The sequence below is a fragment of the Streptomyces solitudinis genome (genome assembly GCF_036323765.1).
Lineage (GTDB): Bacteria > Actinomycetota > Actinomycetes > Streptomycetales > Streptomycetaceae > Streptomyces.
Genome location: NZ_JAZDCW010000008.1, coordinates 236242 through 255650, shown reverse-complemented (window position 1 = coordinate 255650; position 19409 = coordinate 236242). Strand labels below are relative to the sequence as shown.

Genomic DNA, 19409 nt, shown 5'->3' with positions numbered 1-19409 from the left:
AGAAACGGACGCTTCCTTCGGAAGACCCTTTCAGGCTTCCCTCCGGGCGCTTCCCTTCGGTGTGTCCACTACTTTAGCGAAGGTCCCGCCCAGTTCCTAATCGGGCTGTCCGGAATGTTTTCGGCGTGCCGAAAGACATCCCGCTCCGGGATTCGAGAGTAGTGGTTGGCCACTGTGTGCGGCGCGTCCACCAGATCCATCTGCGATTGATCCTTGTGAAAGCTCTGCCTGCGTTCAGCGACTCGGACTACATTACGCATCGCGTCGCCCGGAGTCAAGTCACGTCTTGCGACGGCGCGGCTGGTGCGGCCGGTACGGGCTGACGGTCGGGTCGCCGTCGATCCAGAAGCGGTACGGGTGCCCGGCTCCCTCACCGCCGACACCGGTGCGCGGTCCGGTCCGGACGAGGCCGCGACTGGGCGGGTCGCCCGCCAGGAGCCGCAGCGGTGCCTCCCGCGAACCGCCGCACAGGTCGGTGCCGTTCAGTCCGCGGTCCACGTCCAGCGCCGTGGCGAGCCGGGCCGGTCCCTTGGCCAGCTCGTCGTCCCGGCGGGCGGTGGGGCGGCGGGAACGGGCAATGTCGGCGCCCGTCAGCACCTCCCCCGCCCGCAGGAGGACCCCGGCGGCCGTCCCGTCGGCCTCGCAGACGAGGTTCAGGCAGTGCCACATGCCGTAGGTGAAGTAGACGTAGGCGTGCCCGGGCGGTCCGAACATGGAGGCGTTGCGCGCGGTGCGTCCCCGGTAGGCGTGGGAACCGGGATCGCGTTCGCCCTCGTACGCCTCCACCTCGGTCAGCCGCACCTCGATCGGCCCCTCCGGCGTCGTGCGGACCAGGACGCGTCCCAGGAGGTCCTGGGCCACCTCAAGGACGGGACGGTCGAAGAAGGCTCGGGGCAGGGCGGTACGGTCACGGGCGACGAACATGCCAGTCGAGGGTAGTCGAGTGGCGGGGAAGGACGAGATGGCGTTCAAGAAGCTGTTGGCGAGTGTGGGATTCGGCGGGGGTTCGGTCGAGACGGTGCTCTCGGAGCCGAACGTGCTGCCGGGCGGTGTCGTGCACGGTGAGGTGCGCATCGAGGGCGGCTCGGTGGAACAACGGGTCCAGGGGCTGTCGGTGGGGCTCCAGGGCAAGGTCGAGGTGGAGAGCCAGGACCAGGAGACGGTGCGGGACGTCGAGTTCCACCGCCAGCAGCTCGGCGGGGCCTTCGACCTGGCACCGGGCGCGACGCACGTCGTGCCGTTCGCGCTGGAGATCCCCTGGGAGACGCCCGTCACCGTCTTCATGGGACACCACCTCCCGGGCATGCACGTCGGGGTGTCGACACGGCTGGACATCGCGCGGGCCGTCGACTCCACCGACCTCGACCCCGTGCACGTCCACCCGCTGCCCGCCCAGCAGGCGATCCTGGACGCCTTCGGCGGGCTCGGGTTCCGCTTCAAGGGCGCGGACCTGGAGCAGGGACGCGTCCACGGAACCCGGCAGCGGCTGCCGTTCTACCAGGAGATCGAGTTCTACGCGCCGCCGCAGTACCGGGGCCTGAGCGAGGTGGAGCTGACCTTCGTCGCGGACGGGCAGGCCATGGACGTCGTCCTGGAGATGGACAAGAAGCCGGGACTGTTCTCCGGAGGCAGCGACTCCTTCCGCTGCTTCCCGATGGACCTGGAGAACTTCCGGCAGACGGACTGGACGGGCTACCTCAACCAGTGGCTGGCCGAGGTCGGCAGCCGGCGCAACTGGTTCTGAGGGAGCCCGGCCCCCGGGGCACTGCTCAGCTGAGCAGCACCGTCATGGGGGCCGCGCGGCGCGCCCAGAAGGCGGTCGCCGTGGTGAGGACGTCCGCGGCGGCCGCCGCGTCCTCGGGCGCGGCCTGGGCGAAGACGTCCCAGCCGCGGACCAGGACGAGGCGGCCCCGCTGCGGGGCGTCCGTCCAGCCGAGGTCGGTGAGGGAGTCGGCGAGGGCGTCCCAGCCCCGGCCGGCGGGGTCGGGGAAGCCGAAGCCGGTGGCGCACCGGCTGAGGAAGCCGTTCCCGTCGCGGACGCCGTGCAGGTCGACGGGGGTGCTGTGCCACCCGGCCTCCTCCGGGCCGATGGCCGGTCCCGGGTCGCCCGCGTCGGGCTGCCAGCGGTAGACACCCGGCGGCAGGGAGCCGTCGAGCACGCCGGAGAGGTCGGCCTGCGGGAAGGAACGCGTGCTGTCGGGGCCGTTCATGGTCTCACCATCGCGGTAGGGGTCGTCGGCACTGCTGTGGGTACGGCTCCCCGCTGTGGCGGTGATGATGCCTCAGCCACCGCGGGAAACGGGTGGCGGGGAGTGCCCGGCCATGGTCCCAGGCGGGACGGCCGTCGCTGGTTAGGCTGGCCGGGCATGTCAGTGGTGCCACTGATGCCGACGACTTGGAGGTTCTGACGTGACCGAGCAGAAGCAGCGCCCCCCGCTCCCCCACGCCTTCCATCCCCCGGTGGCGTCCTTCACGGTGGTCAGTGACGACGTGTCGGAGGGCGCGCGCCTGAAGCCGGACCAGGTGCAGGCCGGCGGGAACACTTCGCCGCACCTGCGCTGGGAGGGGTTCCCGCCGGAGACGAGGAGCTTCGCGGTCACCTGCTTCGACCCGGACGCGCCGACGGGCAGCGGGTTCTGGCACTGGAGCGTCTTCGACCTGCCCGCCTCGGTGACCGAGCTGCCCGCCGGGGCCGGTTCGGGGGACTTCACCGGGCTCCCCGAGGGCGCGGTGCACGTCCGCAACGACTACGGCGACCGGGGCTTCGCCGGGGCCGCGCCGCCGCCGGGTGACGGCCCGCACCGGTACGTCTTCACGGTGTACGCCGTGGGCGAGGAGACCCTCGGGGCCGACGCGGACGCCACCCCGGCCGTCGTGGGCTTCAACCTGCGCTTCAAGGCGATCGGACGGGCGCAGCTCGTCGGCGAGTACGAGGTGCCCGCAGGCTCCTGATCCCCGTGCGGACGCCGGTGGCGGCCGCGGGGAAAACGCGTTGCGCCCCGCCCGTCGGGAGCCGCACAGTGGTGCCGGGCAGTCGGCACCGCTTCGCGGGGACGGCGGGGCGCACACGCGCACGGCGTCTGCCGGAGTCCGGCCGTGAGGCGGGACGACCGCGCCGGCTGCCCGCCTCGCCCTGCGTCCCGCGCCGCCCTGGCCAGCTCCTCGTCACCGTCTCCCGCCTCTCCCCCGGTTCTCTTCCCTCCTCTCCGCGCCCGCTGCCTGGCGCCCTTCCCCGTGCCTCTCCCCTTGCCCCCGTGATGTGGCCGCGTCGTGAGCCGTGGGCCGGGCGGCGGTCATCCGCCGTACACCGGGGGGAAATTGCGTTGTTCCCCGGTACGGGCAGCGGCACAGTGGTGCCACCCGCCGAGGGGCGGGGGCGGACGGGGAGGTGGTCGGGATGCGGGAGACACTGGTGCTCAACGCGAGCTTCGAACCGTTGTCGACGGTGTCGCTGCGGCGGGCCGTGGTGCTGGTCATGCAGGAGAAGGCCGTCGTGGAGCAGGCGCATCCGGGGCTTCGGGTACGGGCGGCCCACGTGGAGCTGCCGGTGCCGCAGGTGATCAGACTCAGCCGGTACGTGCGGGTCCCGTTCCGACAACGGGCGCCGTGGTCGCGGCGCGGTGTCCTCGTGCGGGACCGGCACCGGTGCGCGTACTGCGGGCGGCGTGCGACCACGGTGGACCACGTCGTCCCGCGGTCGCACGGTGGCGGTGACACGTGGCTGAATACCGTCGCCGCCTGCGCGGAGGACAACCACCGCAAGGCGGCCAGGACCCCGGCGCAGGCGGGGATGCGGCTGCTGTCCCAGCCGTTCGAGCCGACGCCCGCCGACACCCTGCTGCTCGCTCTGGGGCTGCGGGACGGCGGGGCGCGGCCGGTCTGGGCGGGGCTCCGGGCTCCGGCCTGACCTCTCCGGTCGTCCTGCCTTCGTACGACATGGCGTCGGCCCCGGTGCGGTGCGCACCGGGGCCGACGCCTTTGCCGTGACGGAGGGGCGGTCAGTCGATGGGCGGCCGCTCGGGCGGGCGCTTCGTCATGGCCGCTCCGCCGCCGCCCGGGTTCTTGAAGCCGTCCAGCGCGCCGCCGAGGCCCTTGAGGGCATCGCCGATCTCGCTCGGCACGATCCAGAGCTTGTTGGCGTCGCCCTCCGCGATCTTCGGCAGCATCTGGAGGTACTGGTAGGAGAGCAGCTTCTGGTCCGGGTCCCCGGCGTGGATGGACTCGAAGACGGTGCGGATGGCCTGGGCCTCACCCTCGGCGCGCAGGGCGGCGGCCTTGGCGTCACCTTCGGCGCGCAGGATCTCCGACTGCTTGTGGCCCTCGGCCTGGAGGATCTCCGACTGCCGCACACCTTCGGCCTGGAGGATGGCCGCGCGCTTGTCGCGGTCGGCGCGCATCTGCTTCTCCATCGAGTCCTGGATGGAGGTGGGCGGCTCGATGGCCTTGAGTTCGACGCGGTTGACGCGGATGCCCCACTTGCCGGTGGCCTCGTCCAGGACACCGCGCAGGGCGGCGTTGATCTCCTCGCGGGAGGTGAGCGTCCGCTCCAGGTCCATGCCGCCGATGATGTTCCGCAGCGTGGTGACGGTGAGCTGTTCGATGGCCTGGATGTAGCTGGCGACCTCGTAGGTCGCGGCGCGGGCGTCGGTGACCTGGTAGTAGATGACGGTGTCGATGTTGACGACCAGGTTGTCCTGGGTGATCACCGGCTGCGGCGGGAAGGGCACGACCTGTTCGCGCAGGTCGATGCGGTTGCGGATCGTGTCGATGAACGGCACGACGATGTTGAGGCCCGCGTTGAGGGTACGGGTGTAGCGGCCGAAGCGCTCGACGATGGCGGCGCTCGCCTGCGGAATGACCTGGATCGTCTTGATGAGTGCGATGAAGACCAGCACCACCAGGATGATCAGGACGATGATGACGGCGTCCATCGCGTCCCCCTGGACTCGTGACTGACGTGGCTGAGCGGAGCGAACTGGCTGGCGTGGATGACGTGCGGTGCTGACGGATCGTGACGGCCTGATCGTCCTTGTGCCATCACATCACGACGGCGGTGGCCCCGTCGATCTCCACCACGTCGACCGTCCGGCCGGGTTCGTAGGCGTCTCCCGCGTCCAGCGCTCGGGCCGACCACACCTCGCCGCCGATCTTGACCCGGCCTCCGTTGCCGTCGACCCGTTCCACCACCATGGCCGGGCGGCCCTTGAGGGCGTCCACTCCGCTGGCCAGTTCCGGGCGCTGGGCGCGCATGCGGCGTGCCACCGGCCGGACGACGAGGATGAGCGCGGTCGAGACGACCGCGAAGACGGCGACCTGCGCGACGACACCGCCGCCGAGCGCGGCGACGAGGGCACCCGCCCCGGCGCCGACCGCGAGCATGCCCAGTTCGGGCATCGCGGTGAGCACGAGGGGGATGCCGAGCCCCACGGCGGCGATCAGCCACCACAGCCATGCGTCCACGAGGATCATCATAGGCGCCGGGGGCCTGCCCGCACAGGCCGTACGGGCGTCGGGATCAAGCCAGCGGCAGGCCGTTGGCCGTCCAGCGCTCGCCGACGCGCTCGACGACCAGGGGCAGGCCGAAGCAGCGCGACAGGTTCGCGGAGGTCATCTCCGTCTCCAGCGGGCCCGCCGTGAGGACCTTGCCCTGGCGGATCATGAGGACGTGGGTGAACCCGGGCGGGATCTCCTCGACGTGGTGGGTGACCATGATCATGGACGGCGCGTAGGGGTCGCGGGCGAGCCGGCCGAGGCGGCGGACCAGGTCCTCGCGGCCGCCGAGGTCGAGCCCGGCCGCGGGCTCGTCCAGCAGCAGCAGCTCGGGGTCGGCCATCATGGAGCGGGCGATCTGGGTGCGCTTGCGTTCGCCCTCCGACAGCGTCCCGAACCGGCGGTCGAGGTAGGCGCTCATGCCGAGCCGGTCGAGGAAGGCGCGGGCGCGGTCCTCGTCCACGGTGTCGTAGTTCTCCCGCCAGCTCGCGGTCATGCCGTAGGCGGCGGTGAGGACGGTCTGGAGCACCGTCTGCTGGCGGGGCAGCTTGTCGATGAGCGCGCTGCTGGAGACGCCGATGCGGGGACGCAGCTCAAAGACGTCCACCGCGCCGAGGCGCTCGCCGAGGACCGCGGCCGTGCCGGTGGAGGGGAAGAGGTAGCTGGAGGCGAGGTTGAGCAGGGTCGTCTTGCCCGCGCCGTTGGGGCCGAGGATGATCCAGCGCTCACCCTCCTTGACCGACCAGGAGACGTCGTCCACCAGAGCCCGACCGTCGCGGACCACGGATACGTCCACCAGCTCCAGTACATCGCTCATGAGCGCGTCGTCTCCCATTGCAGTCGCCTTCGCCTGTGCCGGTGGGCACAGTCCCCAGGGAAAACCTACGCCACCGTGCCGACGGCGGGGCCTTCAGGCTGCCGGGTCGGCGGCGGACGGGCCGTCGCGCGCGGGCGTCCGTTTAGCCTGGGGGGATGCTGGAGGAACCTCGTTCGGGGCGGCTGACCGCCTGGGGGAACGCCCTGCTCGCCGGGATGGTGTCGCCGGACGACGCGGTGGCGCGGATCGTCGCGCAGGACGCCGGGCACCGGGTGGCCGGCGTGCCCGGGGAGGACGGGCCCGTGGGGCTGACGCTCGCGCTGGGGCGGCTGCGGACGCTCGGCGCGGCCGGGCTGCGGGTGGCGCTGCCGGTGCCGGGGCACCCGCTGGGGCTGAGTGGTCCGCCGGAGTTCAACGCCACGGCGCTGGAGGCCGGGGAGGCGGTGGCCGTCGCCGGTGTGGCGCTCGGGCTGGTGCCGGAGGTGCGGGAGGCCGGCCCCGCCGGGGACGTGCACGTGGAGGTGGTGTGGCGCTGCCTGCCGGTGCGTGAGGCGCCGCCCGCGGACGTGCCGTCGCTGGGCGAGGCGGAACGGGAGCTGGCGCAGGCGCTGCGCGAGGCGACGGAGGCGCTGACGCGGCTGGACGTGGCCGGTTCCGGACCGGTCGCGCGGGCGGCCCTCGCCGCGTACCAGGCGCGGATGGAGGCGGGGCGGCAGGTGCTCGCGCCCGGGTATCCGCCGCGGGCGGTGCGGGTGCTGGAGCTGGCGCAGCGGGTGGGGGCGCTGGTGGCCATCGCGGAAGGGGCCGAGCCGGGGGCGGCGGTCAGCGCTGGCCAGATGGCGGCGCGTGACGAGCTGCTGCGTCCGGTGGAGCGGATGGCGCGGCGGGCGCAGGTGGCGGCGTACAACGCGTACGTGGAGGAGCGGGAGAGCCGCCGCGCGTAGCGGCCGGGGCGGGCCCGGAACGGGCGACGTGCCCCAGACCGCGGGGGCCTGGGGCAGCCGGTGACGCGGGTGGCTGCCGCGTCAGTCGTTCACACAGACGTTGCCCATGGCCGGGTTCAGCAGACCGATGATGTTGACGGTGTTGCCGCAGAGGTTGACCGGGATGTGCACCGGGATCTGGAGGATGTTGCCGGAGAGCACGCCCGGCGAGCCGACCGCGGCGGCCTCGCCGTGGGCGTCGGCGGCGGCGCTGCCGGCCGCGCCGCCCGCGGCGGCACCTGCGGCGGCGAGGGCGACGGCGGCCTTCTTGGCTGCGTTCATGGGGAGTGTCCTCCTGGACTGGTCGGATGTGCCTGCAAGGCGGCCCGGTCGGGCCGCACGCTGAGCAACGGCGGGCGGCGGACGACGACACGGGCCCCCCGCGCGCACCCCCCATTCGGAGCAGCGCGGCCCTGCCGCGCGCCCCCGGGACAGGACCGGCCCCCAGGAAGTCTCCTGGGGGCCGGGTGAGGGGTGCGGCGGTCGCCGCCGTGCCTCAGGCGTTGACGCAGACGTTGCCGAAGGCGGGGTTCAGCAGACCGACGACGTTGACGGTGTTGCCGCAGGCGTTGACCGGGATGTGCACGGGGACCTGGACCACGTTGCCGGAGGCGACGCCGGGCGAGTTGACGGCGGCGCCGTTCGCGCCCGCGCTGGCGGAGGCGGCACCGGCGCCCGCGGCGAGGATGCCGCCGGCCAGCATCGTGACGGCGGTGAGCTTCTTGAACTGGTTCATGTCCACTATCTCCTTGGTATCGCCGCGGCCATGCGCCGCAGCCGCCATGGAGAACGTCCGGGGGCTCCTCGGGTTGCGCCGTTCGGGTGTTCATCACACGACGGTATGAATCTCCGATAGGAAGAGAACCGGGCGCGGGGCGTCGCGCGTCCCGGGTACGGCGCGCCACCGCCCCGCCGCTGCGGGCGGGGCCGGACCGGCGGGGCGGTCCGGCGGGCGGGCCGGCGGGCGGGCCGCCCCGGCAGGCGTCCGGTCAGGTGGCGACGCCGTGGCGGACGGCCCACAGCGCGGCCTGCGTGCGGTCGGCGAGGTCCAGCTTCATGAGGATGTTGGAGACGTGCGTCTTGACGGTCTTCTCCGAGAGGACCAGCGCGCGGGCGATCTCCCGGTTGGACCGGCCGTCGGCGATGAGCCCGAGCACCTCGCGCTCCCGCTCGGTGAGGCCGCCCTCGCGCTGCGGGCCCGCCGGAGCCGTCTCCTGGGTCAGCAGCGCCGCCGCCACCTCGGACTCCAGCAGCACGTGCCCCGCGTGGACGGAGCGGATCGCCGCGGCCAGCGCGTCGGGGTCGATGTCCTTGTAGAGGTAGCCGGCGGCGCCCGCGCGCAGGGCCGGGACGGCGGTGCGCTGCTCGGTGAAGCTGGTGACGACGAGCACCCGCGCAGGATGGTCGAGTGCGCGCAGCCGCCGCAGCGCCTCGACGCCGTCGGTCCCGGGCATCTTGACGTCGAGCAGGATCACCTCCGGCGCCAGCTCCTGGGCGCGCTCGACGCCGGTGGCGCCGTCGCCCGCCTCACCGACCACCTCGATGTCGTCCTGGACCTCCAGGAAGGTACGCAGCCCGCGGCGCACGACCTGGTGGTCGTCGACGAGCAGCACGCGGATCGGGTCACCCACCGGGCACCTCCATCTCGATCTCCGTGCCCTTGCCGGGCGCGGAGCGCACGTCGAGCCGTCCGCCCACGGAGGCGGCGCGGTCGCGCATGGACACCAGCCCCAGGTGGCGGCCCGCGCGGCGGACGGCGGACGGGTCGAAGCCCCGGCCGTCGTCGGCGACCCGCAGGAGCGCGCCGCCGTCCTCGCGGCTGAGCGCCACGGTCACACGGGCGGCCCCGGAGTGCCGCAGCGCGTTGTGCAGGGCCTCCTGCGCCACGCGCAGCACCGCCTCCTCCTGCGCGGCGGGCAGCGCGCGGACGTCGTGGGCCTCGAAGGTGACGGCGGCGGCGTGCGCCCGGTCGAGCACCCGCACCTGGGTGCGCAGGGTGGCGACGAGTCCGTCCTCCTCCAGCGCGGCCGGACGCAGCTCCACGACGGCGGCGCGCAGTTCGTCGGCGGCGTCGGCGGCGAGCCGGGTGATCTGGCGCAGTTCGTCCCTGGCCCGCTCCGGGTCGCGGGTGACGAGCGCGGTGGCGGCCTGGGCGGTGAGCCGCAGCGAGAACAGCTTCTGGGAGACGGCGTCGTGCAGCTCGTGCGCGATGCGGGTGCGCTCCCCCGCGATGGTCACCTCCCGGGCGCGTTCGTGCAGGCGGGCGTTGGTGAGAGCGAGGGCCGCGTGCTCGGCGAGGAGGCGCAGCAGGTCCTCGTCCTCCTGGGTGAAGGCGCAGCCGGGGCGCGGGCCGGGGCAGCGCTTGTTGGCCAGGAAGAGGGCGCCGAGGACCTCGTCGCCGTCGGCCACGGGCATGCCGAGGAAGTCGGACAGCTCGGGGTGGGCGTCGGGCCAGCCCTCGAAGCGGGGGTCGCGGCGGACGTCGTCGAGGCGCTGCGGGGCGGCGTCGTGGAGCATCGCCGCCAGGATGCCGTGCTGCCGGGGCAGCGGCCCGATGGCCTTCCACTGGGCGTCGCTGACGCCGTCGACGACGAACTGGGCGAAGCCGCCGCGGTCGTCCGGCACGCCGAGGGCGGCGTACTCGGCGTCCACCAGTTCCCGGGCCGAGCGGACGATCGTCTGGAGGACGTCGCGCACTTCGAGCTGCCGGTTCATGGCGAGGAGGGCAGCGCTGACTGCGGCCAGCCCGGTTCTGATCACCATGGCCCCACGCTACTGCGGGCGGGGCGGACCGGGGATCGGGCGGACGGCCGAGCGGACCGGGCCGGGGGACGTAGGCCGTGCGCGTCGCGTCCGCCCGGTCACGCACGGACACGGAACCGTGTCCGACGTCTTGACGCGGTCATGCTGACGATGGCTTGATATTGGCCGTACCGGGGCACCTGGCGGGGCTCGGTATGGGAGCGCTCCCAATCGTGTCCCGCCACCCGGCCGCACGCGCCGACGCGCTCACCGGCCCACCGGACCAGCCGATGAAGGGACTCCCGCGCCGCGAAGCGGACAACGTTGTCAGCGCTGGCACGACGGTCAGCGCTGCCAGCACTGCCGGTGCCGCCTGCCCATGCGCTGTCGGCGCTGTCCAAAACTGCCAGGTCCGGGCAGCACGGTCCGCACTCCCCCACTCACCACTCGGAGCCGCAGATGAGTACCGCACCACCTCCCGCGCCGCCGGTCCCGGGGCGCGGCGGCACCGTCCGCCGCCGCCTCGCCCTGCCGACGGCCGCCGTCACCCTGCTCGGCATGCTGCTCGCCCTCCTCGGCCTGGGCCACTCCGCCCGGGCCGGTGAGTCGCCCTCCGCGCTGGCCACCGGATTCCGGGTCAGTGACGGACGGCTGCTGGAGCGCGACGGGAACGACTTCGTCATGCGGGGCGTGAACCACCCGCACGCCTGGTACACGCACCAGACCGGCTCGTTCGCCGACATCAAGGCGACAGGCGCCAACACCGTCCGCGTCGTCCTCAGCAGCGGCCACCAGTGGACCCGCAGCGACACGGCCGACGTCGCGAACGTCATCTCGCTGTGCAAGGAGAACCGGCTCATCTGCGTGCTGGAGGTGCACGACACCACCGGATACGGGGAGGCGGCCGCCGCCGCGACCCTCGACCAGGCGGCCGACTACTGGATCAGTGTGCGCAGCGCGCTGGCCGGCCAGGAGGACTACGTCATCCTCAACATCGGCAACGAGCCGATCGGCAACACCGGCTACGAGCGCTGGACGGCCGACACCCGCGGCGCGATCCAGAAGCTGCGCGCGGCGGGCTTCGACCACACGATCATGGTGGACGCCCCCAACTGGGGCCAGGACTGGTCCCACACGATGCGCGACAACGCGGCGTCCGTCTTCGCCGCCGACCCGGACCGCAACACCGTCTTCTCGGTCCACATGTACGGCGTGTACGACACGGCGGCCGAGATCCGCTCCTACCTCACGCACTTCGTGGACGCCGGTCTGCCGATCCTCGTCGGGGAGTTCGGCTTCGACCACTCCGACGGCAACCCGGACGAGGACACCATCCTGGCCACCGCCGAGGAACTGGGGCTGGGCTACCTGGGCTGGTCGTGGAGCGGCAACGGCGGCGGTGTCGAGTACCTGGACCTGGTGAACGGGTTCGACCCGAACGCCCTCTCCCCGTGGGGTGAGCGGCTGATCCACGGCCCGAACGGCATCGCCGAGACCGCCGAGGAGGCCGCGGTCTACGGCGGCGATGACGGCGGCGGTGACGACGGGGGCGGTGACGACGGTGACGCGGCCTGCGCGGTGTCGTTCCGCGTCGTCGGCCAGTGGCAGGACGGCTTCCAGGGCGAGGTCGTCATCCGCAACACCGGCACCACCGCCATCGACGGCTGGACGCTCGCGTGGGACTTCCCCGGCCAGCAGCGCGTCGCCAACCTGTGGGGCGGCACCGCCACCCAGTCGGGGGCCTCGGTGAGCGTGGCGGCCGCGTCGTACACCGCCGGTATCGCGCCCGCCGGTTCGGTCACGCTGGGCTTCGTCGCCCAGGGCGACGGCGCGGGCGCCGCCCCGGCGGCGTTCACGCTGAACGGGAACGCCTGCACGGCGGGCTGATCACGGTCCCGCCGGGACGCCGACGGGCGGGCCGCTCCCCGGGGAGCGGCCCGCCCGTTCGCGTCGCCTCGCGGGGGACGCGTCCCGCCCGACGCTGCGCGCACGTCCGCCGCACCGCGGGTGAGGACGGCAGGCCGCCGCTGTGAGGCCGGGCACGAGACCCACGTCACGTACGAAGGCGGTTAGTCGGCGCGCTCGCGCCCCCGGCGCGGTGGCGGGGCCGGGCGGCGGTATTCCACGATGCGCGTTCGTATGTTCCCTCTTTGCCCCCGGATGTTCCGTTCGCGCACGCTGTTGACCGGCGCAGGAGGTCTGCGCCGCAGTCCACCGGAAGGTCTCACCGCTTCATGCGCGCCACCACCGCTTCCACCCCCCGCCGCACCACCCGGACCCGTCGCCCCCTGGCGCTCGCCGCCACGGTGCTCGGCACGACGACGCTGGCGCTGTCGGCGCTGACCGGCACGGCCCACGCGGCGCAGCCGCAGGCCCAGCCCGAGGGTGCGCGGCAGATCGCCCAGGACCTGATCGGCGACGACGCGCAGTTCCGGTGCTTCTCCGAGATCGTGGAGCGCGAGTCCGGCTGGGACCACACCGCGCAGAACCCCGGCAGCGGTGCCTACGGCCTCGTCCAGGCCCTGCCGGGCGGCAAGATGGCCTCGGCCGGCGCCGACTGGCAGACCAACCCGGCCACGCAGATCGAGTGGGGCGTGGAGTACATGGAGGAGCGCTACGGCAGCCCGTGCGGTGCCTGGGCCTTCTGGCAGCAGAACCACTGGTACTGAGCCACCGGCACTGAGACCCGCGTGCCCGCGAGGGGTCCCGCCCCCGCGCGACGGCCCCTCGCACGGCACGGTTCGACGGCGGCGGCGTCCCGGTGGTTCCCGGGGCGCCGCCGCCGTCGGTGTGCGGGCGTCTTTCGCCCGCGTCGCTACTTGCGCATGACCTCGGGTTCGTGGCGGCGCAGGAGGCGCGCCACGACGACGCCGCACAGGGCGGCCATGCCCAGCAGCACGCCCATGCTGACCAGCCACTGGCCCAGCTCGTGGTCCCACAGGGGGTCGGGGTTGGCGGTGTCCCAGGGCAGCAGCACGTTGAGCTGCGCGGTGTTGCCCATGCCCGCGACGGCCCAGCGCGAGGGCATGAGCCAGGCGAGCTGCTCGATGCCCGCCTTGTCGTGGATCTGGAAGAGGACTCCGGTGAACACGACCTGCACGATGGCGAACATGACCAGCAGCGGCATGGTCTTCTCGGCGGTCTTGACCAGCGAGGAGATGATCAGGCCGAACATCATCGAGGCGAGTCCGAGGGCGATGACGACGAGGGTCATCTCGATGCCCGGCGAGTTCGCCAGCAGGACGCCCTCGGCGGGCATGGTGCGCGGCAGGAAGCCGATGACGCAGATGATCACGCCTTGCAGGGCGGTGATGAGGCCGAGGACGATCACCTTCGACATCAGGTACGCCGAACGGGACAGGCCGGTGGCCCGTTCCCGTTCGTAGATGACCCGTTCCTTGATCAGTTCCCGGACGGAGTTGGCCGCCGCCGAGAAGCACATGCCGACCACGATGATCAGCATGATGGTGCTGGCGTCGCGGTTGGTGAAGTTGGTGCGCTGCGGCCCGAAGCCGAGACCGAAGTCGGAGGGGATGACGACGCTGACCACGCCGAGGACCGCGGGCAGGACCAGCATCAGCCCCATGAAGCCGCGGTCGGAGGCGATGACCGAGGAGTAGCGCCGCATCAGCGTCCACAGCTGGGACGCCCAGCTCTGCGGCTTCTGGAGCTTGGCCGGCCGGCGCTGCCAGTCCACCGGCTGCGGGGCGACGGCGTCGATGTCGGCCGCGTAGAGCTGGTAGTGCTGGGAACCGCGCCAGCGGGCCATCCAGTCGTAGTCGCGGTAGTTCTCGAAGGCGGAGAAGACGTCCGCCCAGGAGTCGTAGCCGAAGAAGTTGAGCGCCTCCTCGGGCGGGCCGAAGTAGGCGACGCCGCCGCCCGGCGCCATGACGAGCAGCTTGTCGCACAGCTGGAGCTCGGCCACCGAGTGGGTGACGACCAGGACGGTGCGGCCGTCGTCTGCCAGTCCGCGCAGGAGCTGCATGACGTCGCGGTCCATGCCCGGGTCCAGTCCCGAGGTGGGTTCGTCCAGGAAGATCAGCGACGGCTTGGTCAGCAGCTCCAGGGCGACCGAGACGCGCTTGCGCTGGCCGCCGGAGAGCGAGGTGATCTTCTTGTCCGCGTGGACGTCGAGCTTCAGCTCGGCGAGCACCTCCTCCACGCGGGCGTTGCGCTCGGCCTCCGCCACGTCGCCGGGGAAGCGCAGCTTGGCCGCGTAGCGCAGGGCCGTGCGCACCGGCAGGGCGGTGTGCAGGATGTCGTCCTGCGGGACGAGGCCGATGCGGTGCCGCAGCTCGGCGAAGTGCGTGTAGAGGTTGCGGTTGTCGTAGAGCACCTCGCCCTGGTTGGCGGGCCGGTAGCCGGTGAGCGCCTTGAGCAGGGTGGACTTGCCGGAGCCCGACGGGCCGATGACCGCGATGACGGACTTCTCCGGCACGCCGAAGGAGACGTCGTTGAGGATCGTCTTGCCGCCGTCGACCCGGACGGTGAGGTGGCGGGCGGCGAAGGAGACCTCGCCGGTGTCGACGAACTCCTCCAGCCGGTCGCCGACCAGCCGGAACGTGGAGTGGCCCACGCCGACGATGTCGTGCGGGCCGATCCGCGCGCGGCCGTTCTTCGGGAGCTGTTCCCCGTTGACGTAGGTGCCGTTGTGGCTGCCGAGGTCGTGGATCTCGAACAGCCCGTCTGGCCCGGCCAGGAACTCGGCGTGGAGCCGGGAGACCTGGAGGTCGGAGACGACCAGCTCGTTCTCCAGGGCGCGGCCGATGCGCATGACGCGGCCCAGGGAGAGCTGGTGGAAGGTGGTCGGGCTGCGGTCGCCCACGCCGGCGGCGGGCGGCTGGGGCCCGGGGCCGCCGGTCTGCGCGGGCACCGCCGCGTACGGCTCCGCGGCGTGCGCCGGCCAGGCGGCGTCCAGGTGCCCGTCCGGCCGGACGGGCACCTGCTGGTGCGGCGCCTGCTGCCAGCCCGCGGGGGCGTCCTGCCGCGGCGCGCCCTGCGGGGGCTGCTGCGCGGCCTGGGCGGGCGCGGCGGGTGCCGCCTGCGGGACGGCCGCCTGCGGGGCCTGCGGGCGGGTCATCGCGGACGTCCCGGTGAAGTCCAGGCGCGGCCCGTCCGTCGCGTTACCCAGACGGAGTACCGCGCCCGGTTCGATCTCCAGCTCCTGGACGCGGCGGCCCCGCGCGTAGGTGCCGTTGGTGCTGCCCGGGTCGCTGAGGACCCAGCTCCGGCCCGCCCAGCGCAGCGTCGCGTGCCGCCACGAGACGCGGGCGTCGTCCAGCACGACGTCCCCTTGGGGGTCGCGGCCCACGGCGTACGACCTGGACGGATCGAGCGTCCAGGTCCGTCCGTTCACTTCCAGTACGAGTTCCGGCACTCCATGCCCCACAGACTTGTCCCCCGAGCAATCCCTCCGAGCGGAGGGCCTAGGGATGGCGGTCATCGTGGGGAACTATTCCAGGCCAGCCCGGCCAGCCGGAAACCGGGCCGCACGCGGGTGCGCGACCGGCCGTCCGGGAAGCGGACGGCCGTACGAGGGGCGGACGGCTGCCGATACGGTGGGAGCACCATGAGCGCGACGCAGACTCCCCCTCCGCCCGCCGACGCCCCCGGCTCCCCGGGCTCCCCCGGCGAGGACACCCCGACCCTGCTGGTGAAGATCTTCGGCAAGGACCGTCCCGGGATCACCGCGGGCCTTTTCGACACCCTCGCCGCCTACTCCCTGACCGTGATCGACATCGAGCAGGTGGTCACGCGGGGCCGGATAACGCTCTGCGCCCTGGTCACGGTGCCCGGCGGGGAGGGCTCCGGGGCGACGGAGGGCGGGCTGCGGGCCACCGTGCACAGCTGGGCGGAGTCGCTGAAGCTGGAGGCCGAGATCATCTCCGGGCGTGGCGACAACCGTCCGCGCGGCACCGGACGTTCGCACGTGACGGTGCTGGGGCAGCCGCTCACCGCCGAGGCGACGGCGGCCATCGCCGCCTGCATCACCGGTACCGGCGGCAACATCGACCGCGTCTTCCGGCTCGCCAAGTACCCCGTCACGGCGGTGGAGTTCGAGGTGTCGGGGGCGCAGACGGCGCCGCTGCGCACCGCGCTGGCGACGGAGTCGAAGGTCCGGGGCGTGGACGTGGCCGTCGTCGCCTCGGGCCTCCAGCGGCGCGCCCAGCGGCTCGTCGTCATGGACGTGGACTCCACGCTGATCCAGGACGAGGTGATCGAACTCTTCGCCGGACACGCGGGCTGCGAGGACAAGGTCGCCGAGGTGACCGAGGCGGCGATGCGCGGCGAGCTGGACTTCGCGGAGTCCCTGCACGCGCGGGTGGCGCTGCTGGCCGGGCTGGACGCCTCGGTGGTGGAGAAGGTCCGCGCACAGGTGCGGCTGACCCCCGGCGCCCGCACGCTGGTGCGCACGCTCAAGCGCCTGGGCTACCAGGTGGGCGTGGTCTCGGGGGGGTTCACGCAGGTGACCGACGACCTCCGGGAGCGGCTGGGCCTGGACTTCGCCTCGGCCAACACGCTGGAGATCGTGGACGGCAGGCTGACCGGCCGGGTGACCGGCGAGATCGTCGACCGGGCGGGCAAGGCACGGCTGCTGCGCCGGTTCGCCGAACAGGCCGGGGTGCCGCTGGCGCAGACGGTCGCCATCGGCGACGGCGCGAACGACCTGGACATGCTGAACGCCGCCGGGCTCGGGGTGGCCTTCAACGCGAAGCCGCTGGTGCGGGAGGCCGCGCACACGGCGGTCAACGTGCCGTTCCTCGACACCGTGCTGTACCTGCTGGGGATCACCCGCGAAGAGGTCGAGGCGGCGGACACCCTCTAGACCGCCGGTACGGCGGCCGCCACGCGTGCGCCAGGACGGGCGGGGCCGTGCGCCCGCGCCCGTCCGGCGCCCTTGGGCTCAGGCGTGCGGCGCCCAGAAATCCGTCAGCCGGGCGGCGCCGGGCTCCACCGACTTCCACGGTCCCGGCACGGTCAGGACGGCCATCGCGGAGGTGGGGAAGCCGCGCTCGGCCATCCGCCGCCCCACCTCCTCGTCCGCCGACCCGGCCAGCACCTCGGCCAGCCCCTGCATGCCGGGGTTGTGGGCGACGAGCAGCAGTTCGCGGACGTCGTCGGGCACCTCGTTGACCACGGCGATCAGCTCGCCGGGCGAGGCGTCGTAGAGGCGCTCCTCGTAGACCGTCCTCGGCCGCCTGGGGAGCTGCGGGACGGCGAGCTTCCAGGTCTCGCGGGCGCGGGTGGCGGTGGAGCACAGGGTGAGGTCGGGACTGATGCCCTGGGCGGCCAGCCAGTCACCGGCGGCCGGGGCGTCCTTGCGGCCTCGCTCCGCGAGCGGACGCTCGTGGTCGGCCACCTCGGGCCAGTCGGCTTTTGCGTGTCGGAGTAGGACCATCCTGCGGGGCTGATCGACGCTCATGGCTTCAGCTTCCCACGAAACGCGCCGTAGGGCGCGGGGCGTTGGCCGCGCTCAGGCGCCCAGCAGGTGCCGGAGTTCCTCCCACAGGGCGGCGACGGCGGGGCCGAGTTGCCCGGCCGTTCCCGCACTGGCCTCACCGCCGCCGAACAGCAGCAGGGTCAGGAGCGCGGCGAAGACGGTGACGGGCAGGGGCAGCGCCCACCAGCGCAGGCGCGGGCCCGTCTCACCGGCCGCGGAGCGCCGGGATCGGGTGCGGGCGTGGGCGCGGGCGGCGGTCATCGGCTCGCCTTTCGTCCGTGGCGTCGGCATCGTGGGCCCGACGCTACGGACGACGCGGGGCGGGGCCTACCCGGGAAGCCACCCACCCGCCCCTGAACCGCGCCCCCTAGGGGAGGTGGGGACAACCCCACCCCGGCCCCGGGGCGGCTCGGGGCGCGGCAGGTCAGGGGGCGGGGTCAGGGGGCGGCGATGGAGGCGATCACGCCGATGACGACGCAGACGCCGATCATCGCGCCGAAGACGAGGAGCAGCTTGCGCTGACCGTTGCCGGGGTTGGGTTCGAGCACGGGCATGCCCTCAGTGTCCCACTCCGGCGTCGTCCTCGACGTACCGGTTCCGCCCGGCGAGGAGCCCGACGCCGAGCTGGACGGCCATGAGGGCGGCCATCAGGGCGAGCGGGGCGTGCCAGCCGTCGCTCCGCTCGTGCAGGACGCCCACCAGCAGCGGTCCGGGGATGGAGATGAGGTAGCCGGTGCCCTGCACGAACGCGGAGAGCTGGCCGACGCCCGTGCTGGTGCGCGAGCGCATCCCGATCATGGTGAGGACCAGCGGGAAGGCGCAGTTGGAGACGCCGAGCAGGACGGCCCAGGCCCAGGCGCCCGCGGCGGGGGCGATCCAGAGCCCGGCGTAGCCGCCGAGGCCGCAGAGCCCGAGGAGGACGACCAGCGGCCCCTGGTGGCTGAGCCGGGCGGCGACGCGGGGCAGCACGAAGGACAGCGGGACGCCGAGGCCCATGGTGACGGCGAGCAGTACCCCGGCCGTGGACGCGGGCAGGCCCGCGTCGCGGAAGATCTGCGGCAGCCAGCCGAGGATGACGTAGGCGGCGGTGGCCTGGAGGCCGAAGAAGCAGCCGAGCGCCCAGGCGGTCGTGGAGCGGGTGACGCGGACCGGGACGCCGGGGCGGGCCGCGGCCCGCTCGGCGGGTCCGCCCGGCCGGGCGTGCCGGCCGGCGCGGTCCCGCAGCAGTACGGCGGCCCAGGGGACGACGGCGAGCGCGGCCAGGGCGGCCCACAGGCCGAGCCCGGTGCGCCAGTCCCCGTTCAGCGCCCGCAGGGCGGGGACCGTGAGGGCTGCGGCGGCCGCGGTGCCCAGGGAGAGCGCCATGGAGTAGAGGCCGGTCATGGTGCCGACGCGGCCCGGGAACCAGCGCTTGACGATGACCGGCATGAGGACGTTGCTGACCGCTATGCCGCCGAGGGCCAGCGCGGTGGTGAGCAGGAAGACGGCGGTGCCGCCCGCCAGGGGGCGCAGGGCCAGTCCGGCGGTGACGGCGGCCATGCCCGCCAGGACGACGGCGGCCGGTCCGAAGCGGCGGGCCAGCCGCGGGGCGAGGCCGCCGAAGACGGCGAAGCACAGCGACGGCACGGAGGTGAGCAGCCCGGCGACGGTTCCGCTCATGTGGAGGGCGGTGCGGACCTCCTCCAGCAGGGGGCCGAGTCCGGAGACGGCGGGGCGCAGGTTGAGGGCGGCGAGCACGAGCCCGGCGGCGACCAGGCGGAGCGTCCAGGGCGAGGCCGCCACCGCGCGGTGGCCGGGGCGGGCGGGGCCTTGGGGCGGTGCGGGCGCGTCGAGGGCGAGCCGGTCTTCCTGAGCCATGCCGCCCATCATAGAATCATCGGATGAATGTCCTCGACCGTTCCGCCGGTCCGCCCCCGACCGGTCCGCCAGGAGAGCC

21 protein-coding genes are annotated in these 19409 nt (G+C 73.4%); 7 read left to right on the top strand and 14 right to left on the bottom strand.

The annotated features are described in order from the left end of the window. Positions 1-279: 279 nt before the first annotated feature. Complete coding sequence (locus V1J52_RS21105; protein ID WP_330141495.1) at positions 280-924, bottom strand: DNA-3-methyladenine glycosylase; 645 nt, start codon at positions 922-924, stop codon at positions 280-282. A gap of 37 nt (positions 925-961) precedes the next feature. Between V1J52_RS21105 and V1J52_RS21100 the strand changes: the two genes are divergently transcribed. Continuing rightward, the gene (locus V1J52_RS21100) at positions 962-1744 is read left to right on the top strand and encodes a sporulation protein (RefSeq protein WP_330141509.1); all 783 of its coding nucleotides are present in this window, start codon (positions 962-964) and stop codon (positions 1742-1744) included. A 25-nt stretch (positions 1745-1769) separates the two neighbouring features. Here V1J52_RS21100 and V1J52_RS21095 read toward each other — a convergent pair whose 3' ends face one another. Continuing rightward, positions 1770-2210: a barstar family protein gene (locus V1J52_RS21095; RefSeq protein ID WP_330141494.1), complete on the bottom strand. Its 441-nt coding sequence runs from the start codon at positions 2208-2210 to the stop codon at positions 1770-1772. A gap of 199 nt (positions 2211-2409) precedes the next feature. On the opposite strand from V1J52_RS21095, the gene V1J52_RS21090 reads away from it, so the two are divergent. Both V1J52_RS21090 and V1J52_RS21085 read left to right on the top strand, forming a co-directional pair. Beyond that, the gene (locus V1J52_RS21090; protein ID WP_330141492.1) at positions 2410-2952 is read left to right on the top strand and encodes a YbhB/YbcL family Raf kinase inhibitor-like protein; all 543 of its coding nucleotides are present in this window, start codon (positions 2410-2412) and stop codon (positions 2950-2952) included. Between the two features lie 445 nt (positions 2953-3397). Beyond that, positions 3398-3907: an HNH endonuclease gene (locus V1J52_RS21085; RefSeq protein WP_330141490.1), complete on the top strand. Its 510-nt coding sequence runs from the start codon at positions 3398-3400 to the stop codon at positions 3905-3907. A 91-nt stretch (positions 3908-3998) separates the two neighbouring features. Here V1J52_RS21085 and V1J52_RS21080 read toward each other — a convergent pair whose 3' ends face one another. The 3 genes from V1J52_RS21080 to V1J52_RS21070 all read right to left on the bottom strand — a co-directional run bounded on the left by V1J52_RS21080 (position 3999) and on the right by V1J52_RS21070 (position 6307). Continuing rightward, the gene (locus V1J52_RS21080; RefSeq protein ID WP_330141488.1) at positions 3999-4931 is read right to left on the bottom strand and encodes an SPFH domain-containing protein; all 933 of its coding nucleotides are present in this window, start codon (positions 4929-4931) and stop codon (positions 3999-4001) included. Between the two features lie 106 nt (positions 4932-5037). Beyond that, positions 5038-5469: an NfeD family protein gene (locus V1J52_RS21075; protein WP_330141508.1), complete on the bottom strand. Its 432-nt coding sequence runs from the start codon at positions 5467-5469 to the stop codon at positions 5038-5040. 46 nt (positions 5470-5515) lie between these two features. Next, a complete protein-coding gene (locus V1J52_RS21070; protein ID WP_330141487.1) occupies positions 5516-6307 on the bottom strand; it encodes an ABC transporter ATP-binding protein in 792 nt (263 codons plus the stop codon). Between the two features lie 155 nt (positions 6308-6462). Between V1J52_RS21070 and V1J52_RS21065 the strand changes: the two genes are divergently transcribed. Continuing rightward, the gene (locus V1J52_RS21065; protein ID WP_330141486.1) at positions 6463-7251 is read left to right on the top strand and encodes an Rv1486c family protein; all 789 of its coding nucleotides are present in this window, start codon (positions 6463-6465) and stop codon (positions 7249-7251) included. 81 nt (positions 7252-7332) lie between these two features. Here V1J52_RS21065 and V1J52_RS21060 read toward each other — a convergent pair whose 3' ends face one another. From V1J52_RS21060 to V1J52_RS21045, 4 genes are all read right to left on the bottom strand, one after another. Beyond that, positions 7333-7572 (bottom strand): chaplin, encoded by a 240-nt coding sequence (locus V1J52_RS21060; RefSeq protein WP_330141485.1) that lies wholly within the window; start codon positions 7570-7572, stop codon positions 7333-7335. Positions 7573-7786: 214 nt separating this feature from the next. After that, the gene (locus tag V1J52_RS21055) at positions 7787-8026 is read right to left on the bottom strand and encodes a chaplin (RefSeq protein WP_330141484.1); all 240 of its coding nucleotides are present in this window, start codon (positions 8024-8026) and stop codon (positions 7787-7789) included. A gap of 253 nt (positions 8027-8279) precedes the next feature. Then, positions 8280-8921 carry a response regulator gene (locus V1J52_RS21050; protein WP_330141483.1) on the bottom strand — a complete coding sequence of 214 codons (642 nt, stop codon included), beginning with the start codon at positions 8919-8921 and terminating at the stop codon, positions 8280-8282. Next, a complete protein-coding gene (locus V1J52_RS21045) occupies positions 8914-10053 on the bottom strand; it encodes a GAF domain-containing sensor histidine kinase (RefSeq protein ID WP_330141482.1) in 1140 nt (379 codons plus the stop codon). The genes V1J52_RS21050 and V1J52_RS21045 overlap by 8 nt, the downstream gene beginning before the upstream one ends. A 438-nt stretch (positions 10054-10491) precedes the next feature. Here V1J52_RS21045 and V1J52_RS21040 point away from each other — a divergent pair, with 438 nt between their 5' ends. Next, complete coding sequence (locus tag V1J52_RS21040; RefSeq protein WP_330141481.1) at positions 10492-11919, top strand: cellulase family glycosylhydrolase; 1428 nt, start codon at positions 10492-10494, stop codon at positions 11917-11919. 347 nt (positions 11920-12266) lie between these two features. Beyond that, positions 12267-12701 carry an aggregation-promoting factor C-terminal-like domain-containing protein gene (locus V1J52_RS21035; RefSeq protein ID WP_330141480.1) on the top strand — a complete coding sequence of 145 codons (435 nt, stop codon included), beginning with the start codon at positions 12267-12269 and terminating at the stop codon, positions 12699-12701. A 146-nt stretch (positions 12702-12847) separates the two neighbouring features. Here the strand turns inward: V1J52_RS21035 and V1J52_RS21030 are convergent, their stop codons facing one another. After that, a complete protein-coding gene (locus V1J52_RS21030) occupies positions 12848-15421 on the bottom strand; it encodes an ABC transporter ATP-binding protein/permease (RefSeq protein ID WP_443075887.1) in 2574 nt (857 codons plus the stop codon). Positions 15422-15601: 180 nt separating this feature from the next. Between V1J52_RS21030 and serB the strand changes: the two genes are divergently transcribed. Beyond that, entirely contained in the window at positions 15602-16858 is a 1257-nt protein-coding gene (gene serB / locus V1J52_RS21025) for a phosphoserine phosphatase SerB (protein ID WP_330141478.1), read from the top strand. Positions 16859-16936: 78 nt separating this feature from the next. Here the strand turns inward: serB and V1J52_RS21020 are convergent, their stop codons facing one another. The 4 genes from V1J52_RS21020 to V1J52_RS21005 all read right to left on the bottom strand — a co-directional run bounded on the left by V1J52_RS21020 (position 16937) and on the right by V1J52_RS21005 (position 19330). Next, positions 16937-17455, bottom strand: a complete 519-nt coding sequence (locus V1J52_RS21020; protein ID WP_330141477.1) for a SixA phosphatase family protein — start codon at positions 17453-17455, stop codon at positions 16937-16939. Positions 17456-17506: 51 nt separating this feature from the next. Then, entirely contained in the window at positions 17507-17734 is a 228-nt protein-coding gene (locus tag V1J52_RS21015; RefSeq protein ID WP_330141476.1) for a hypothetical protein, read from the bottom strand. A gap of 176 nt (positions 17735-17910) precedes the next feature. Beyond that, positions 17911-18027, bottom strand: coding sequence for an SGM_5486 family transporter-associated protein (locus V1J52_RS21010; protein WP_330141475.1), 117 nt, complete (start codon positions 18025-18027; stop codon positions 17911-17913). Positions 18028-18031: 4 nt separating this feature from the next. Next, positions 18032-19330: an MFS transporter gene (locus V1J52_RS21005; RefSeq protein WP_330141474.1), complete on the bottom strand. Its 1299-nt coding sequence runs from the start codon at positions 19328-19330 to the stop codon at positions 18032-18034. Positions 19331-19409 lie beyond the last annotated feature (79 nt).

Excerpts from the sequence above, each read along its gene's own strand:
- V1J52_RS21100 (WP_330141509.1), top strand. The coding sequence starts at position 962 with ATGGCGTTCAAGAAGCTGTTGGCGAGTGTGGGATTCGGCGGGGGTTCG.
- V1J52_RS21095 (WP_330141494.1), bottom strand. The coding sequence starts at position 2,210 with ATGAACGGCCCCGACAGCACGCGTTCCTTCCCGCAGGCCGACCTCTCC.
- V1J52_RS21060 (WP_330141485.1), bottom strand. The coding sequence starts at position 7,572 with ATGAACGCAGCCAAGAAGGCCGCCGTCGCCCTCGCCGCCGCAGGTGCC.
- V1J52_RS21040 (WP_330141481.1), top strand. The coding sequence starts at position 10,492 with ATGAGTACCGCACCACCTCCCGCGCCGCCGGTCCCGGGGCGCGGCGGC.
- V1J52_RS21055 (WP_330141484.1), bottom strand. The coding sequence starts at position 8,026 with ATGAACCAGTTCAAGAAGCTCACCGCCGTCACGATGCTGGCCGGCGGC.
- V1J52_RS21005 (WP_330141474.1), bottom strand. The coding sequence starts at position 19,330 with ATGGCTCAGGAAGACCGGCTCGCCCTCGACGCGCCCGCACCGCCCCAA.
- V1J52_RS21015 (WP_330141476.1), bottom strand. The coding sequence starts at position 17,734 with ATGACCGCCGCCCGCGCCCACGCCCGCACCCGATCCCGGCGCTCCGCG.
- V1J52_RS21105 (WP_330141495.1), bottom strand. The coding sequence starts at position 924 with ATGTTCGTCGCCCGTGACCGTACCGCCCTGCCCCGAGCCTTCTTCGAC.
- V1J52_RS21080 (WP_330141488.1), bottom strand. The coding sequence starts at position 4,931 with ATGGACGCCGTCATCATCGTCCTGATCATCCTGGTGGTGCTGGTCTTC.
- V1J52_RS21035 (WP_330141480.1), top strand. The coding sequence starts at position 12,267 with ATGCGCGCCACCACCGCTTCCACCCCCCGCCGCACCACCCGGACCCGT.
- V1J52_RS21065 (WP_330141486.1), top strand. The coding sequence starts at position 6,463 with ATGCTGGAGGAACCTCGTTCGGGGCGGCTGACCGCCTGGGGGAACGCC.
- V1J52_RS21075 (WP_330141508.1), bottom strand. The coding sequence starts at position 5,469 with ATGATCCTCGTGGACGCATGGCTGTGGTGGCTGATCGCCGCCGTGGGG.
- V1J52_RS21070 (WP_330141487.1), bottom strand. The coding sequence starts at position 6,307 with ATGAGCGATGTACTGGAGCTGGTGGACGTATCCGTGGTCCGCGACGGT.
- V1J52_RS21010 (WP_330141475.1), bottom strand. The coding sequence starts at position 18,027 with ATGCCCGTGCTCGAACCCAACCCCGGCAACGGTCAGCGCAAGCTGCTC.
- V1J52_RS21045 (WP_330141482.1), bottom strand. The coding sequence starts at position 10,053 with ATGGTGATCAGAACCGGGCTGGCCGCAGTCAGCGCTGCCCTCCTCGCC.
- V1J52_RS21085 (WP_330141490.1), top strand. The coding sequence starts at position 3,398 with ATGCGGGAGACACTGGTGCTCAACGCGAGCTTCGAACCGTTGTCGACG.
- serB (WP_330141478.1), top strand. The coding sequence starts at position 15,602 with ATGAGCGCGACGCAGACTCCCCCTCCGCCCGCCGACGCCCCCGGCTCC.
- V1J52_RS21020 (WP_330141477.1), bottom strand. The coding sequence starts at position 17,455 with ATGAGCGTCGATCAGCCCCGCAGGATGGTCCTACTCCGACACGCAAAA.